Source organism: Terrabacter sp. 05T424 (genome assembly GCF_056396225.1).
This window is the reverse complement of sequence record NZ_JBFTLB010000013.1, coordinates 86,890-102,714: the sequence shown is the minus strand read 5'-3', so window position 1 is coordinate 102,714 and position 15,825 is coordinate 86,890. Positions and strand designations below refer to the sequence as shown.

The 15,825-nt window shown below is 72.5% G+C and carries 11 protein-coding genes and 3 pseudogenes; 4 read left to right on the top strand and 10 right to left on the bottom strand.

From position 1 onward, the window contains the following. Together AC1DE0_RS20520 and AC1DE0_RS20515 are read right to left on the bottom strand one after the other, a co-directional pair. Positions 1-805, bottom strand: a pseudogene (locus tag AC1DE0_RS20520) (hypothetical protein); the annotation flags it as partial. A gap of 115 nt (positions 806-920) precedes the next feature. Next, positions 921-2,369 (bottom strand): flavin-containing monooxygenase, encoded by a 1,449-nt coding sequence (locus AC1DE0_RS20515; RefSeq protein ID WP_478105068.1) that lies wholly within the window; start codon positions 2,367-2,369, stop codon positions 921-923. Positions 2,370-2,435: 66 nt separating this feature from the next. Between AC1DE0_RS20515 and AC1DE0_RS20510 the strand changes: the two genes are divergently transcribed. After that, positions 2,436-4,475 (top strand): oxidoreductase, encoded by a 2,040-nt coding sequence (locus AC1DE0_RS20510; RefSeq protein ID WP_478105066.1) that lies wholly within the window; start codon positions 2,436-2,438, stop codon positions 4,473-4,475. A gap of 111 nt (positions 4,476-4,586) precedes the next feature. Here AC1DE0_RS20510 and AC1DE0_RS20505 read toward each other — a convergent pair whose 3' ends face one another. The 5 genes from AC1DE0_RS20505 to AC1DE0_RS20485 form a co-directional block, all read right to left on the bottom strand. Further along, a complete protein-coding gene (locus tag AC1DE0_RS20505; protein WP_478105064.1) occupies positions 4,587-5,885 on the bottom strand; it encodes a glycosyltransferase in 1,299 nt (432 codons plus the stop codon). A gap of 1 nt (position 5,886) precedes the next feature. Continuing rightward, positions 5,887-6,939 (bottom strand): LLM class flavin-dependent oxidoreductase, encoded by a 1,053-nt coding sequence (locus tag AC1DE0_RS20500; protein ID WP_478105060.1) that lies wholly within the window; start codon positions 6,937-6,939, stop codon positions 5,887-5,889. After that, complete coding sequence (locus tag AC1DE0_RS20495; protein ID WP_478105058.1) at positions 6,936-7,478, bottom strand: 2'-5' RNA ligase family protein; 543 nt, start codon at positions 7,476-7,478, stop codon at positions 6,936-6,938. Before AC1DE0_RS20495 ends, AC1DE0_RS20500 begins: the two co-directional genes overlap by 4 nt. A 1-nt stretch (position 7,479) precedes the next feature. Then, the gene (locus AC1DE0_RS20490) at positions 7,480-8,367 is read right to left on the bottom strand and encodes a P-loop NTPase family protein (RefSeq protein WP_478105056.1); all 888 of its coding nucleotides are present in this window, start codon (positions 8,365-8,367) and stop codon (positions 7,480-7,482) included. A gap of 102 nt (positions 8,368-8,469) precedes the next feature. Beyond that, on the bottom strand, positions 8,470-8,955 hold the full coding sequence (locus AC1DE0_RS20485) for a MarR family winged helix-turn-helix transcriptional regulator (protein ID WP_478105054.1): 486 nt from the start codon (positions 8,953-8,955) through the stop codon (positions 8,470-8,472). A 134-nt stretch (positions 8,956-9,089) separates the two neighbouring features. Here AC1DE0_RS20485 and AC1DE0_RS20480 point away from each other — a divergent pair. The 3 genes and pseudogenes from AC1DE0_RS20480 (at position 9,090) to AC1DE0_RS20470 (ending at position 12,981) form a co-directional block, all read left to right on the top strand. Next, positions 9,090-10,906, top strand: a pseudogene (locus AC1DE0_RS20480) (ABC transporter ATP-binding protein). Positions 10,907-10,933: 27 nt separating this feature from the next. Then, on the top strand, positions 10,934-11,452 hold the full coding sequence (locus tag AC1DE0_RS20475) for a PH domain-containing protein (protein ID WP_478105051.1): 519 nt from the start codon (positions 10,934-10,936) through the stop codon (positions 11,450-11,452). Next, positions 11,449-12,981 (top strand): PH domain-containing protein, encoded by a 1,533-nt coding sequence (locus AC1DE0_RS20470; RefSeq protein WP_478105048.1) that lies wholly within the window; start codon positions 11,449-11,451, stop codon positions 12,979-12,981. The genes AC1DE0_RS20475 and AC1DE0_RS20470 overlap by 4 nt, the downstream gene beginning before the upstream one ends. A 35-nt stretch (positions 12,982-13,016) precedes the next feature. Here the strand turns inward: AC1DE0_RS20470 and AC1DE0_RS20465 are convergent, their stop codons facing one another. The 3 genes and pseudogenes from AC1DE0_RS20465 to AC1DE0_RS20455 all read right to left on the bottom strand — a co-directional run bounded on the left by AC1DE0_RS20465 (position 13,017) and on the right by AC1DE0_RS20455 (position 15,808). Then, on the bottom strand, positions 13,017-13,526 hold the full coding sequence (locus tag AC1DE0_RS20465; protein WP_478105074.1) for a putative immunity protein: 510 nt from the start codon (positions 13,524-13,526) through the stop codon (positions 13,017-13,019). Positions 13,527-13,646: 120 nt separating this feature from the next. Continuing rightward, positions 13,647-14,183: pseudogene (locus AC1DE0_RS20460) on the bottom strand (ankyrin repeat domain-containing protein); the annotation flags it as partial. A 650-nt stretch (positions 14,184-14,833) separates the two neighbouring features. Continuing rightward, entirely contained in the window at positions 14,834-15,808 is a 975-nt protein-coding gene (locus AC1DE0_RS20455; protein ID WP_478105045.1) for an SMP-30/gluconolactonase/LRE family protein, read from the bottom strand. Positions 15,809-15,825: the final 17 nt, after the last annotated feature.

Sequence of the window (15,825 nt, the reverse complement as noted above, 5' to 3'; positions counted from 1 at the left end):
GAGCACGGGTGTCGAGCCGGTCCAGGATCGCCGCGACCGTGCCCGCATCGGCCGTCAAGCTCAGACACCCCATCCCGTCACCGACCATCCGCCCGAACACCCCACGCCGCGCTTTCGCGTGCGCCCGCCGCTCCTCCGCGCCCCTGGTGTCCACCGACGCGATGGCGCGAGTCAACCGGGTCGTGAAGCTCCGCTGCCCCACCACCCGCCCGTCCCGCGACGGAGCCAGCACCGACTCCTCCACCACCGCGACATCCACTTCCGACAGCTGAACCGTGTCGCAGGCGAGCTGCACCGCCCGGTACAGCGACGTGCCACCGGCCCGCAACGCGGCCAGTACGCGCCGGTGCCGCCGCGGCGCCGTCGCCAACGCCAGCCGCCGCGACACCTCACCGACCCCGACCCCGGTCGCCAGCGCGATCTCCTCCGCGACGACCCGCTCCGACGAGGCCAGTGCCGCCATCCGCACGGCACTCCCACCGGCTGGCAAGGCGGCGACCTGCTGGGCCTCGATGGTGTGCAACGCCCCGTACGCAGCGAGCAGGTCGGCCTCGACCCGCGCCTTCGCCACCTCGAGCGCCTCGACCTGCGCCATCACCCGCTCACCCGCCCGCAGCAGTCCCTCGGTCACCTCGACCGAACGAGCCCGGTCGGCCTGCTCACGGACCTCAGAGCGCGCCGCAAGGATCGACTCGAGGGTCCGCGCGAGCTCGGCCGGGTCATCGGCACGACTCACCCGCAGCAGGCGGAAGGGTCCGAGCAGGTCAGCGCGGGAGAGCTCGCTCGACGGCGCGATGTACGGCATACGACCCCTCCCCTCGGCGCTGCTTCGTCTACCTTCAGTAGAACATTTGTGCTACTACTGTGCAAGGGGTGGGGCGAATCTGTGGACAATGAATCAGGCTGTCACACAAGGCATCTCACCGCGAGAAGGACATCGACTCGGTGACGTCGCCGCGCAGCATGTCTCGCCGATCCAGCAGGTAGTTCTGGCGCATCAGCCATGGCGCAGCATCGCCCTGTTGCGGCAGCTCCCCCACCGCACGCTCGACGTAGCCCGACCGCAGCGGCAGCAGAGGCCGTCCGGACATCCCCTCCGGCGCCCGCGGGACGGCCACACGCCACCCGTTCTGCTCCATGTGGTTCAGCAGGCGACAGACATACCGGCTCGCGAGGTCGGCCCGCAGCGTCCACGACGCGTTGACGTAGCCGATGGTGACGGCGAGGTTCGGCACGCCCCCGAACATCGTCCCGCGGTAGACCGTGAGCTCGCCGGTGGGCCGGCGCTCCCCGTCGACGGTGAACTCGATGCCGCCGGCGACCTTGATGCGCAGGCCGGTTGCCGTCACCACGACGTCTGCGGGCAGCTCGCGACCCGACCCCAGGCGTATGCCGTCGGGCGTGAAGGTCTCGATCGTGTCGGTCACGACCTCAGCCCGCTCCGAGCGCACCGCCTCGAACAGGTCGCCGTCGGGCACGACACAGAGTCGCTGGTCCCACGGGTCGTAGGTCGGCGTGAAGTGGTCGTTCACCATCGCCGTCGACCCGAGCGATCGCGCAGCACCCTTTGACAGCAAGGCCTTTGCCACAGAGGGGCGTCGCCGGCTCAGCTCGTAGAAGGCCGTCGTCGCCAGGACGTTCTTGTAGCGGGAGACGACGCCTCCGGCGCGTGACGGCAGGACGCGCTGCACGACGTCGCGCACGCGGTCGCGCCGTGGCAGCGGGGTGACCCAGGTCGGCGTGCGCTGGAGCATCGTCACGGCTGCCCCGAGGTCGGCGAGGGCTGGCACCAGGGTCACGGCCGTGGCACCGCTGCCGATCACGACGACCCTGCGCCCGGCGACCGACACGTCCTCGGGCCAGAACTGCGGGTGCACCACGTCACCCGAGAACGCACCGATCCCCGGCAGCTCGGGGTCGTGCGGCCGGTCGTAGTCGTAGTAGCCGCTGCACAGCTGCAGGAAGTCGCAGGTGAGCTGCTCACGCAGGCCGCCCGCGCGCTCGACCGTCACCGTCCACCTGGTGTCAGCCGTGCACCACGAAGCCGCGACGACCTTCATCCCGAAGCGGATCTGTCGGTCGATGCCGTACTTGCGAGCCGTGTCTTCGAGGTAGGACAGGATCTTCGGGCCGTCGGCGATGGCGTCGGGGTCCGTCCACGGCTCGAAGGGGAACCCGAGCGTCATCATGTCGGAGTCGGAGCGGACGCCGGGGTAGCGGAAGAGGTCCCACGTGCCGCCGAGCGAGTCACGCGCCTCGAGGATCGCGTACGACCGGGTCGGGGCCTCGGTCTGCAGCCGGTAGGCGGCCCCGATCCCGGAGAGGCCGGCGCCGACGACGAGGACGTCCACGTGCTCGATCTGGCTCACCCCGCCATTGTGACCCACGCCGCGCTCACCTTACCCACCGGTAACCGAGCGGCTACGCTCGACCGCGTGACGGCAACCTCCACGACCTCCACGGCCTACCCCCACCTGCTCGAGCCGCTCGACCTCGGCTTCACGACGCTGCGCAACCGCGTCGTCATGGGCTCCATGCACACCGGGCTCGAGGACAAGGCCAAGGACTTCGACCGCCTCGCCGCCTACTACGCCGAGCGGGCGCGCGGCGGTGTCGGCCTCATCGTCACCGGCGGTTTCGCCCCGAACCTCGCGGGCGCCCTCTACCCCGGTGGCTCCGTGCTCGTCACCGAGCGCCAGGCCCGCCGTCACGAGGTCATCACCAACGCCGTGCACCGCGAGGGCGGCAAGATCGCGCTGCAGATCCTCCACGCCGGCCGGTACGCGTACCACCCCCTGGCCGTGTCGGCGTCGCGCACCAAGGCCCCCATCTCCCGCTTCACCGCCCGCGCCCTCACCGTGCGGGGCATCCGGAGCACCATCGACGCGTACGCCCGGTGTGCCCGCCTCGCGAAGCAGGCCGGCTACGACGGTGTCGAGATCATGGCGTCGGAGGGCTACCTGCTCAACCAGTTCCTCGCGCCGCGCACCAACCACCGCACCGACGAGTGGGGCGGCTCCCCCGAGAACCGCCGTCGCCTCGCCGTCGAGGTCGTCCGCGCCGTCCGTGAGGCAGCCGGTCCCGACTTCGTCATCGTCTACCGCCTCTCGATGCTCGACCTCGTGCCCGACGGCCAGACCTGGGACGAGATCGTCTCTCTCGCGAAGGAGGTCGAGGCAGCAGGCGCGACGATCATCAACACCGGCATCGGCTGGCACGAGGCCCGCGTCCCGACCATCGTCACGTCCGTCCCGCGCGGCGCCTTCACCCGTGTCACCGCCAAGCTGCGCCCCGAGGTCACGGTGCCGGTCGTCACGAGCAACCGCATCTCGATGCCCGAGCTCGCCGAGCAGGTCATCGCCGACGGCACCGCCGACCTCGTCTCGATGGCGCGCCCGTTCCTCGCCGACCCCGACTGGGTGACCAAGGCTGCAGGCGACCGCGCCGACGAGATCAACACCTGCATCGCCTGCAACCAGGCCTGTCTCGACCACACGTTCGCGAAGAAGACGGCGACCTGCCTCGTCAACCCGCGCGCCGTCCGCGAGACCACCCTCGTGCTCGCGCCGAGCCGTCGGAGCAAGCACGTCGCCGTCGTCGGCGCGGGCCCGGCCGGGCTCGCCGCGGCGGCGGCCCTGACCGAGCGTGGCCACCGGGTCGAGCTCTTCGAGGCGTCGGACGGCCTGGGCGGCCAGTTCGCGATCGCGATGCGCATCCCCGGCAAGGAGGAGTTCGCCGAGACGATCCGCTACTACCGGCGCCGACTGGACCTCGGCGACGTCAAGGTGCACCTCGGTCGCCGCGCGGCCGTCGACGACCTCACCGACTTCGACGAGGTCGTCGTCGCCACCGGCGCCGAGCCGCGCATCCCCGACATCCCGGGCATCGATAACCCGAAGGTCATCACGTATGCCGCTGCCGTCCGCGGGGAGGCGCCGCTCGGTGACCGGGTGGCCGTCATGGGCGCCGGCGGCATCGGCGTCGACGTCTCCGAGTTCCTCACCCACGTCGAGTCACCGATGACTGTCGACGAGTGGATGGCCGAGTGGGGCGTCGGCTCGCCCGACTCCTCACGCGGCGGGCTCGTGCCAGCGGCCCCGACGCCGTCGCCGCGCGAGGTGCACCTGCTCCAGCGCAAGGCCACCCCGATCGGCAAGGGACTCGGCAAGACGACCGGCTGGGTGCACCGAGCTGCGTTGAAGGCCAAGGGAGTCCACCACCACGTCGGAGTCAACTACGAGCGCATCGACGATGCCGGCCTGCACATCACGCACGGCGAGGAGCGCACGGACCCGCAGGTGCTCGACGTCGACACCATCGTCGTGTGCACCGGCCAGGAGTCGGTCAACACACTGGGACCCGAGCTGTCCGCGGCCGGCGTGAAGGTGCACGTCATCGGCGGGGCCGACGTCGCTGCCGAGCTGGACGCGAAGCGCGCCATCCGCCAGGCGACCGAGCTGGCCGCGACGATCTGACCTCGCGGTCCGGCGCGTGGAGCCTCCCCGACACACGAACTGCCGCCAGCCCGGTTCAGCCACGCGTGAGCCGAGCCCCTCTGCGGGACTTCGTGTGTTCGCGGGTCCGCGTCAGGGTCCGCCGAGATACGTGTCCACGAGCCGCGCCGCGTCGCCGGCGCCGTCCTCGGCCCGCACCCGTTCGCCGAGGACGTATGCCGCCCGGCGGGCCTGCGCGGACAGTGCGACCTCGAGCGCCTCGCGCAGTCGTGAGGGCGTGAGGTCCTTGCGCGCGATCGGTGGCGCCGCGACGCCGAGGTCGGCCATCCGTCGTCCCCAGTACGGCTGGTCCGCCGCGTGCGGGACGACCACCTGCGGCACTCCGGCACGCACGGCGGCCGCGGTCGTGCCGGCACCGCCGTGGTGCACGACGACCGAGCACCGAGGGAACAGCTCGCCGTGGCGCGTCACACCAACGCCGACCACGTCTGGCGGCAGGCCCCGACCGAGACGATCGAGCGACAGCCCGCCGAGTCCCTCGCTGACGATCCCGCGCACCCCCAGCGAGGCCAGCACCTCGACGACGCCGTGCACGACGGCGTCGGGGTCGGGCGTCGGCATCGACCCGAAGCCGACGTAGACAGGCGGCGCTCCCCGGGCGAGGAAGTCTTCGATCTCGTCACCGAGGCGCGACCGGTCCCCAACCGGCATCGGGTCGCCGTCGAACGCCTCCTCCCGGAACCAGAAGCCCGTCTGCCTCAGCGCCCGCGGCCAGTCGCGAGCACGCGGCACGACCCACGGGCTGGCACCGAGAAGGGTCGGCGTGCTGCTCGCGGCAGCGGAGTAGGACCGGAACGTGCGGCGCGGCAGGCCTTTTCGAGCCCGCACCAGATCGCCGGCGGGTCGGAACAGGTCGAGCGCCACGCGACCCGCGAGGCTGCTCCACCACAGATTGAGGGGTGACCGGTGGTGCGGCAGGAGCCCGAGCGCCACCGACTGGCCGTGGGCGCTCGGCCAGACCGGCGCGAAGATCGCGTAGACGTGTGGCTTCGGCGACCCGACCAGGAGGGCGTCGACGAGGTCGAAGGTCAGCGCTCCCGACACCACGGCGTCGGCCTGCTCGACGAGCCGCGTCACGTCGTCGGCGAGCGCCCCGGCCCGCTCGGCCATCACCTGGCGCATCAGCCTCGCCTCACGCACCTGGTGCGTCGCAGACCCGCGCAGGGACTCGCGACCGAGGCCGTCGCGCAAGGGCCCCTCGAGGTCGAACGAGAACGGCTCGAAGTCCACCCCGTTCCCGGTCACGACGTGACCGAGGTCGGCGGGCGCGGCGAGCGAGACGGCATACCCACGCCGCCGCAGGCGCTCCCCCAGCGCTACGAGGGGCTGCACGTCGCCGCGCGACCCCATGCCGAGGAGGAGCACCCTCACGTCAGGCCTCGCGGAGCATCGCGCGGACGCGCGGCACGACCTCCTCGGCGTAGAGGCGGATGCACTCCATCCGCTTGTCGTGCGGCAGGGTGCCCATGGAGTACTTGAGCTGGAAGCGGGAGACGCCGAGCACCTGGACGGTGTCGACGATCTTGGCCGCGACGGTCTCGGGCGAGCCGCAGTAGACGGCGCCGTCGGGACCGAGCTGGGCGAGCGCCTGCTCGTTCGTCATCGGCGCCCAGCGACGCTCGCGGCCGATCTTGTTCATGTAGGGCACGAAGTGCGGCATGAACTCGTCGATGGCCTGCTCGTCGGTCGCGGCGACGTAGCCGGGCGAGTGCACGCCGACCGGGAGCTCGGACTTGCCCATCTGCGTGAGGGCCTGGCGGTAGAGGTCGGCGAGCGGCGCGAACTGCCGCGAGGCCCCGCCGATGATGGCGATGACGACCGGGAAGCCGTAGTGCGCGGCACGGACGACCGACTGCGGCGTGCCGCCGACGCCGACCCACACCGGCAGGTGCCCGGATTCCGTTGCAGGCATGACCTGCTCGACGTTGACCGGCGGACGGATCGACCCCTCCCACCGCACGGGCTTCTCCGCGACGACGGCCGCCAGGAGGTCGAGCTTCTCCTCGAAGAGCGTCTCGTAGTCCGAGAGGTCGAGCCCGAAGAGCGGGAACGACTCGACGAACGACCCTCTGCCGACAGTGATCTCGGCGCGGCCGTTGCTGATCGCGTCGACCGTCGAGAAGCGCTGGAAGACGCGAATGGGGTCGTCGCTGCTCAGCACCGTCACCGACGTGCCGAGGCGGATGCGCTCGGTGCGGGCGGCGAGACCGGCGAGCAGCACGTCGGGCGCGCTGACGGCGTAGTCGTCACGGTGGTGCTCGCCGACGCCGAAGAAGTCGAGGCCGAGCCGGTCGGCCAGCTCGCCCTCGGCGAGCACCTCGCGCAGCACCGTTGCCGGGTGCAGCGGCGACCCGTCCGGCCCGAGCGCGATGTCGCCGAACGTGTCGAGGCCGAGCTCCAGGCTGTCCAGGGGTCCGAGAGTCATGCGCCCATCGTAGGTATGCCGTCGACGCGCCACGTGCGCGCGGCCAGCGGGTCCCAACGGCGCACCGACTCGACCGCGCCCTCCAGCTGCGGAACGCGACCCAGCACCTCGAGCGCCTCGCCGACCTGCGCGGCACGCAGCCCGCGCCCGAGGGTGACGTGCGGCACCCACCGGCCGACCTGCACCCGCTCCGGCACGTCGGTTGCGCCGACCATGGTCTCGGCGACCGATGCGTGGAGGCGGAGCAGGGCCTCGCTGGGCAGCACGAGGCGCGCCAGCACGAGGTGCCGCGAGCCGAGCACGGGGAGGGAGCCGAGGCGTACGGGCACCGGCGCGAAGCCCTCCAGCGCCCGCGCCAGACCGGCGTCGACGGCCTCGGGCACGCTGGCGGCGGCTGACAACGTCAGGTGAGGCGCGTTCGAATCGCCCCGGTGGTCGGCCTGGCTCGGCAGGCCGGCGTCGGCCAGCAGGGCCCACTCGCGGCGGACCTGCGCGTCGGTGGCCTCGTCGAGCACCCCCTCCACCGACTGCAGGGCCACGTCAGGCGACCTGGCTCGGCTCGGGCCATCCGTCGAGCTGCAGGTGCTCGGAGAGGAACGTGCGGACCTGCTCGAGCCTCGCCGCGCCACCGCGCGCGTGGTCGGCGTCGACGGGCACGACGAGGGTTGGCAGGTCGAGGGTCCCGATGAGGTCGAGCTCCATGGCTCGTCGGTGTCGCATGAAGTCGACGTAGCCCTCGAACCCGCGCAGGCCCATGCGACGCCCCAGGCCCTGCCCCGTGTGGTACTCCACGACCGCCTCGACCCACCCGGCCGCGCGTTCCGCCGCGACGGTCTCGAGGACGCGCAGCGGGTCGCCCGCGTCGAGGTAGACGAGCGCCGGACGGTGCTCCCGGACGGCCTCGACGAGACCGGAGACGTGGGCGGCGAGCACGGGTGCGGGCTGGTCACCGCGGGCCACGAGGGCGCAGCCGGGGTTCTGCAGCAGCACGCACTCCCAGACCTGGACCGGACCGGACACCGGCCGCGTCCGACCGAAGGCGCGCCAGCTCTCGGTGAGGACGCGCGCGTGCGCGTCGGGGGCCACCGAGCCGTCGTACGCGTCGTGCTCCCTGAGCCGCTCGACGAGGGACGAGGGCAGGGACGGGTGGAGGGCGTGGCGCACGAGCCACTCGTCACCGTGGCGCTCGGCGGCGGTGAGCAGGGCCGACGACGACTGCGGCTCAGACTCGGACGACTCGGCGGCGATCGCGAGCACCTGCTCGGTGCTGAGGACCGCGACCTGCTCGAAGTCGACGGGGTGGTCGACCCGACCCTCGGGCCAGTGCTCGGCAGGCACTCCCTGGCCGGCGAGCCAGCTCGCGATGTCCGAGGCCGTGGTGCTCTTGCCCGAACCGGGCAGCCCCTCGACGAGCACGAGTCCAGTCACGCCGTCACCCACAGCTTCCGTTCGCTCCGTCGCGAATCCCCACAGCCTCGCGCTCCGCCCGGTGGGCGGAAGCGCAGTCTAGAACGCAGCAGGGTGGTGCTGTCACCTCGAGGAACGGTCGTCGAGGCGCGCGAGAACGCCTGCGAGGGAGACGCGCTCGCGGTCGGTCAAGCCTCCGAAGAACTCCGCGGCACCCTCGCGCCGGGCGGCGTCGACCTGCGCGAGCACCTCCGCTCCCCGCGGGGTCAGCGACACGGTCATCGCCCGGCGGTCGGCCGGGTCGGGGGCGCGAGCGACCAGCCCCCGGGACTCGAGGCGGTCGACGACGTCCGTCGCCGACCGGGGGGCGATGCGCAGGTGGTCGGCGACGACACCGAGACGGGTCGGGCCATGGTGGCCGATCACCCGCAGGGCGCGCGCGTCGTGGGGCGACAGGTCGGGTCCGAGGCCGCTCGCCCAGCGACGACGCAGGGCACGGGCCGCGCCGAGCAGCAGCTCGTCGAGCGACGGCTCGTCGACCGAGGTCTCGCTGAGCGGCGCTTTGTCGGAAGGGGGGGCCGACGGGGACGGCCGGTGGACTGGGCACATGCCCGGCAGCATACGCGAGTTTGGCACTTGCCTCATAGTGAGGTAACCTCAGCATCATGATTCGGAGTCCACGAATGGAGTAGCTCTTGAACGACACCACCCACACCACCCGCGGCGGAGGCGGCCGCAACGGCATGCGCCCCGAGAAGATCGACGCGAACGACCGCGCCCAGCTGGCCGAGTCCCCCGTCTCCATGGCCCGCGTCGCGCGCCTGTTCCGACCGCACTCGCGCGTCGTCGCCGTCGTCACCGCGATCATCCTCGCCACCTCGGTCATCTCGATGGCCCAGCCGTTCCTGCTGCGCGCCGTCATCGACGAGGCCCTGCCCCACCAGGACGTGCGCCTGCTCCTCTGGGCCGTGGGCGGCATGCTGGCCGTCACGGTCGTGACGCAGCTGCTCGGCGTCGTCCAGACCTGGCTGACCACGACCGTCGGCCAGCGCGTCATGCACGGGCTGCGCGCCGACGTCTTCCGCCACCTGCAGCGCCAGTCCGTCGCCTTCTTCACCCGCACCCGCAGCGGCGAGGTGCAGTCCCGCCTCACGCACGACATCAGCGGCATGCAGTCGGTGATCACCTCGACCGCGACCGGGATCGCGAGCAACGTGACGACCGCCGTCGCGACGGCGATCGCGATGGTCGCGCTCAGCCCGCGCCTCTCGCTGCTCTCCCTGCTCGTCATCCCGCCGGCCGTCGTGCTGACCCGCCGCGTGGCCCTGCTCCGCCGTGACATCACGACCCAGCGCCAGCGCCGTCTCGCCGACCTGCACAGCCAGGTGGAGGAGGGGCTCACCGTCAGCGGCGCGACGCTCATCAAGACGCTCGGTGCGGGCGAGGCCACGGCCGACCGCTTCACCGCGACGTCCACCGACCTCATCGACCTCGAGCTGCGCTCGCAGCTCGCCGGCCGGTGGCGCATGGCGACGATGCAGATCGTCTTCGCCGCCATCCCGGCCCTCATCTACCTCGCCGCCGGCTTCCCCGCGACCTCCGGGGCATGACCATCGGCACGCTCATCGCCTTCACGACCCTGCAGGGCTCGATCTTCCGCCCCCTCATGGGGCTGCTCGACGTCGGCGCCCAGTGGGTCACCTCGATGGCCCTCTTCAGCCGGATCTTCGGCTACCTCGACCTTCCCGTCGACATCGCGGCACCCGCGAATCCCGTTGCGGTGCAGCATGACCAGATCCGTGGCGAGGTCCGCTTCGAGCGCGTCAGCCTGAGTCACGAGCCCACCGCCACCGAGCCGACGTATGCCGTCGACGACGTCACGCTGCACCTTCCCGCGGGCACGACCCTGGCGCTCGTCGGCGAGACCGGTTCGGGCAAGTCGAGCCTCGCCGGCCTGCTCGCGCGGCTGCACGACCCCCAGAGTGGTCGCGTCACCATCGACGGCATCGACCTGCGCGACCTCGACCCCGACGACCTCGCGGGCATGGTCGGCGTCGTCTCCCAGGACACCTACCTCGTCCACGCATCGATCCGTGACAACCTCCTGCTCGCCGCACCAGCCGCGACGGACGACGAGCTGTGGCGGGCCCTCGAGACCGCGCAGGTGGCGACGCTCGTCGCCGGACTGCCCGGCGGCCTCGACACCGTCGTCGGCGCCCGGGGCCACCGCTTCTCGGGCGGAGAGAAGCAGCGCCTCGCGATCGCGCGCACGCTGCTGCGCAACCCCCGCATCCTCGTGCTCGACGAGGCGACGAGCGCCCTCGACAACGAGACCGAGCGTGGGCTCCAGACCGCGATCGACCGGCTCATGGCCGGCCGCACGACGCTGACCATCGCGCACCGACTCTCAACCGTGCGCGACGCCGAGCAGATCGCGGTGCTCGACCACGGCCGAGTCGCCGAGATCGGCGACCACGAGACGCTGCTCGCCGCCGGAGGTCGCTACGCCCAGCTGGTGGAGGCCCGCGCGGACCTCGCGCCGGAGCCTCTCGCCGCCTGACCCCGGACGTGTGACACCGTGGGGCCCGTGGAGGCAACCGACCTGGACGAGGGCGCCCGCGGCGTGCTGCGCGAACCCGCCGAGCGTGTCTCGCGCCGAGCCGTCCTGATGTGGACCATCGAGTCGCTCTTCGTCGCCGCGGTGCTGCTCGCCGGACAGGTCGCGTGGTGGCTCATCGACTCGTCGACGTCGCGCACCGCCCACTGGGTCGTCTTCGTCTTCTGGTTGGTCGTTGCCGCCGGCTATGCAGCCGTCATGCCGCGCTGGCGCTACCGCGTCCACCGGTGGGAGGCCACGGGCCGGGCGGTCTACACCCAGACCGGGTGGCTCTGGCAGGAGCGCCGCATCGCCCCGCTCAGCCGTGTGCAGACCGTCGACCTGGAGCGCGGTCCGGTCGCCCAGCTGCTCGGGCTGGCCTCGGTCACGGTCACGACGGCCTCCGCTGCCGGTCCCGTCCGCATCCACGGCCTCGACCTGCCCGTCGCCACGACCCTGGTGCAGGCGCTCACCGCGGCGACCGCCGCCGAGACGGACGACGCCACGTGACCGAACCGACCGGGAGCGAACCCGTCGGCTCGTGGCGCCGGCTCGACGCGCGCATGCTCCTCATCCACCCGCTCGAGACGCTCGTCCGCTTCCTCCCGGCGCTCCTCGCGATCTTCGTCGCCCGCCTCGGCTCGCAGGGCGACGACCGGTGGGAGCTGGTCGCGCTGCCGGCGATCCTCGCGTTCGGCGTGCTGCGCTGGGCCACCACCCGCTACCGCATCGACGAGGGGCAGATCGAGCTGCGACGTGGGCTGCTCAACAAGCAGACCACCACGGCGCGGCTCGACAAGGTGCGCGCCGTCGACCTCACCGCGAAGGTGCACCACCGGGTGCTCGGCCTCGCCAAGGTCGAGATCTCGACCGCCGGCAGCGGCCACGACCACCTCGTGCTGGACTCGCTCGGCATCGACGCGGCGCGCGCCCTCCGGGCCGAGCTGCTGCACCGGGTCGAGGCGGTCGACCCGTCGGTGGCCGCTCTGCCCACCCCCACCGGCACGCCCGTGCCGATGGGCGAGGTGCCCGCCGATGCGCCAGGGTCGCCCGAGCCCGTCGACGAGCTCCTCGTGCAGCTCGACCCGGCGTGGGTGCGCTTCGCACCGTTCACGGTCACCGGGCTCGCGGGCGCGGCCGCCGTCGTCGCCTTCGTCTCGCAGGTGCTCACGCGCTACTCCGAGGAACGCACGACCTTCCGCGACGGCGCCCGGTGGATCGCGGGCCTGAGCTGGTGGGTCGACGTGCTCATCGTGCTGGTCATCGTGTCGTTCCTCGCCGTCGTGGGCTACCTGCTGACGTTCTGGGGCTTCCGCCTGACCCGCAACCGGCGCGGCACCCTGCACACCCGTCGCGGCCTCCTCACCAGCCGCGAGACGAGCATCGACGCCTCCCGCATCCGCGGCATCCGCCTCGACGAGCCCCTCGGCCTGCGTCTCGCCGGGGCCCGCCGGCTGAAGGTCGTCACGACCGGCCTGGCCCACGAGCAGGGCGGCGGGGGCGGGGGCGCGGACTGGCTGTGCCCGCCAGCCCCAGCCGCCGTGGTCACGCCGCTCGCCGCACTCATCCGGCCCGACGAGGCGGCCGTCACCGGGCCCGTCGTCGGGCACGGCCCGGCTGCGCGGCGCCGGAGGTTGACCCGGGCGCTCGTGCCCGCGGCCGTCCTGGCCGTCGCCCTCGTGCTCGCGTTGCGCGTGGGGGACTGGAATCCCGCGTTCCTCGTCCTCGTGCCGCTGCTGCTGGTCGCCGCCACTGCCCTCGGGCTGGACCGTTCGCGGGCGCTCGGGCACGCCGTCACCCCCGCGCACGTCGTGACGCGCCACGGGTCCCTCGACCGGCAGCGCGTCGTGCTCGACCGTCCCGGCATCATCGGGTGGACGGTCCAGCAGTCGCCCTTCCAGCGTCGAGCCGGCGTCGCCACGCTGGTCGCCACGACCGCTGCGGGCGCCCAGCACTACGACATCGTCGACGTCCCCGTCGAGCGGGCGTATGCCGTGCTGGCCGAGGTCAGCCCCGAGCTGGTGCGCGAGTTCACCTGACCGGCAAGCGGTTTCGGGCAAGCGCCGTCGGCTGCTCAGTCCTCGAAGACGCGCCAGCAGATGTCGTTGCGGCGCGCCTGGTCCTCCAGCACGAGAGCCCTGACCCTCGGGTGGAGCTGGTCGCGCTGCCAGTCGCGTTCGCGTCGTCCCGCCTCGATGTCGCGCTGGTCCGCTGCCTGGGCGGCCTTGATCGCGTAGGCCGCGGCGCCGAGGTCATGCTCCGGCACGTGGCCCACGCACGCGGCCTGTCCGGCGGCATACGCGGCGAATCGTGCAGCCCCTCGAAGGGGGCGGGCAGCGCCCATGGCGTGCCCACCGAGGGCGCGCGCATCCATCATCTTCAGGTCACCCGCCGCCCAGGCTCGCGCGGCCTCGACCGCCTCTCGCGGCCGGGGGTCCGACGGCTCCTCCTGCTCGAACAGGTGCAGCACGTGCTCGGCGCACGAGGCCGCCCACAGCGCCAGCAGCTGGTGGTCGGCGTCCGTGAGCGTGCCGCCGCGGCGGATCGTGACCAACCGCGGGTCACGCACGTCAGGCAGGATCACGCCGGCTGCTCGAGCATCCGGGCGATGGCGGCATACCCCTTGGGTGCGCGCGTGCTCGAGCGCGGTCACCCCCTCCTTGTCGGCGATGGAGCGGTCGGCCCCGGCGTCGAGCAGGATGCGGACGATCTGCTGGTGACGGGACCCGCCGTCGCCGAGGACCACCGCCTCGAGGAGGGCCGTCCAGCCGAGGTCGTTGACGTGGTTCACGTCGATGCCCGTCTTCACGACGCGACGCACGTAGTCGACGTGCCCACGCTCGCTCGCCGGGATGACCGACACACCGCCGTAGCGGTTGCGGATCGTCAGGTCGGGCCCGGCGGGCAGCAGCGCCTCGAGCATCGGCACGCTGCCCGTCACACCGGTGACGAGCCACGGGGTGTCGTGCCGGTCGTCGAGCGCGTCGGGGTCGGCACCCATCGCGACGAGCACCCTTGCGACGTCGACGTGGTCGCCGGTGACCGCCAGCAGCAGCGCGGTGCGACGGTTCCCGTCGCGGGCCTCGAGGTCGGCGCCCGCGCGCAACGCCGAGGCGACCGCGTCGGCGTCACCGCGCGCGGCTGCCGAGAGCAGCGCGGTGTCGGGGTCGGCGATGGGCTTGGCGGTGGTCGCCTTCACGAGAGCTCCTGTCAGTCGGTCGAACCCGCGCTCGCGGGCCATCTGCAACGGGGTGAGGTGTTCGCTCCCGGAGGCCCGGGTCAGCTCGACGCCGCCCGCGACGAGGACCCGGACAGTGTCGAGGTAGGTCGTCGTGTCGTGCCCGAGCCACACTGCCTCGTGGATCGCCTGGTAGCCGATGCGGTTCACGTGGTTGCGGTCGATGCACGCCTGCAGCAGCTCGCCGACGACGAGGCCGTGGCCCCGCTCCGCAGCGCGGATGAAGCCGGTGCCGTTCCAGCTGTCCTTGTCGTCGACCTTCGCGCCGTTCGCGAGGGCGAGTCGCAGCAGCGCGAGTCGTCCTTCGCTCGTCGCCACCAGGTATGCCGACTGCTGCGTCTCATCCTTGGCGTTGACGTCGGCTCCCCTGGCGACCAGAGCCTTCGCCCGAGCCAGGTCGTCCTTCCACGCGGCGTCGCGCAGGTCTGCGTCGAGCCGGGCCCGCTCGGCCGCCGTCGGCTTCGTCGGGGCGGTCGACGTGATCGGGCGGGACGTCGAGTTCACGGGGGTCTGCTCCGGTGTCGAGGCGGTCGTCGAGGTCGGTGTGGAGGGCGATGGCGCTTTCGGGGGCGCGGGCGAGGAGCAGGCGGCGACCGCGACGAGGGCGAGGGCCGCCGTCGCGACCCTCGCCACCTGCGTGCGCCGCATACGGCTCATCGTGCCACTGGGTCGGTGACGACCTCGTAGGGCGGGGCGGCCACGGTCTCGTCGAACTTGCTGTCCACGTAGAGGATCCGACCGCGCAGCACCTTCGCCGTCGTCAGCACCCGCGTCGGGCCGGTGGCCACCTGCGAGACGGGTCGCGCCGTGCGGCCGTCGGCCGAGAGCCTGAGCGTCGCGATCGAGCGGGCGAAGTTGCGCACGACGGTCAGCCGGGAGCCTTTGCGCACGAGGCCGTCGGCGTCGGTGAGGGCGACGTCACCGCTGGCGACGCGCGTGACCTCCTTCGTCTCGAGGTCGAAGCGCCACAGGATGCCGAGGTTGCCCTGGGCGACGACGAGGGCCGAGCGGTCGGCGGTGACGACGATGCCGCCGAGGTTGAAGCCGGCTGCCTGCGGGATGGTGCCGGTCGCGTCGGCCCAGAGGGTCGCCGACCAGTCGCCGCCGTCGAGGGCGACGCGGAAGACCTGCGGGGCGTTGGAGTTCGTGAAGTAGGCGGCGCCGTCGGGTCCGATGGCGACGTCGTTGAGGAAGACGTTGTCGCCGGGCGCGCGCAGTGCGGCCAGCAGCTCACCGCGAGCCGAGTAGACCCACAGGTCGGGACGCCCGGTGCCGATGCCGTTCGGGCCACCGGCGATGTAGACGCGTCCCGCCGCGTCGGTCGTGATGCCGCGCGCCGTGAAGCGGCCGTCGGTGCCGTCACCGGCGAGCCATTGGCGCGTCTGCGAATCGCGGGCCGTGCCGCGGTGGATCTCGCCGCCCGTCACCTCGCTGACGTAGAACACGCCGCGGCGCTCGTCGGCGCCGATCCCCTCGAACTTCGAGCCACCCGGGTCCCCCTCCACCTGGTACGCCGTGGGCCGCCCCGAGTGCGCCGAGTGGCCCGAGGCGGTGGCGGCCGGGCCGGCGACGAGCGGCAGCGTGGCGGCGACAGCGAGGGTGGCGAGTGCGGCGATGGTGCGCTTCATGGTGGTCTCCCTGTGGT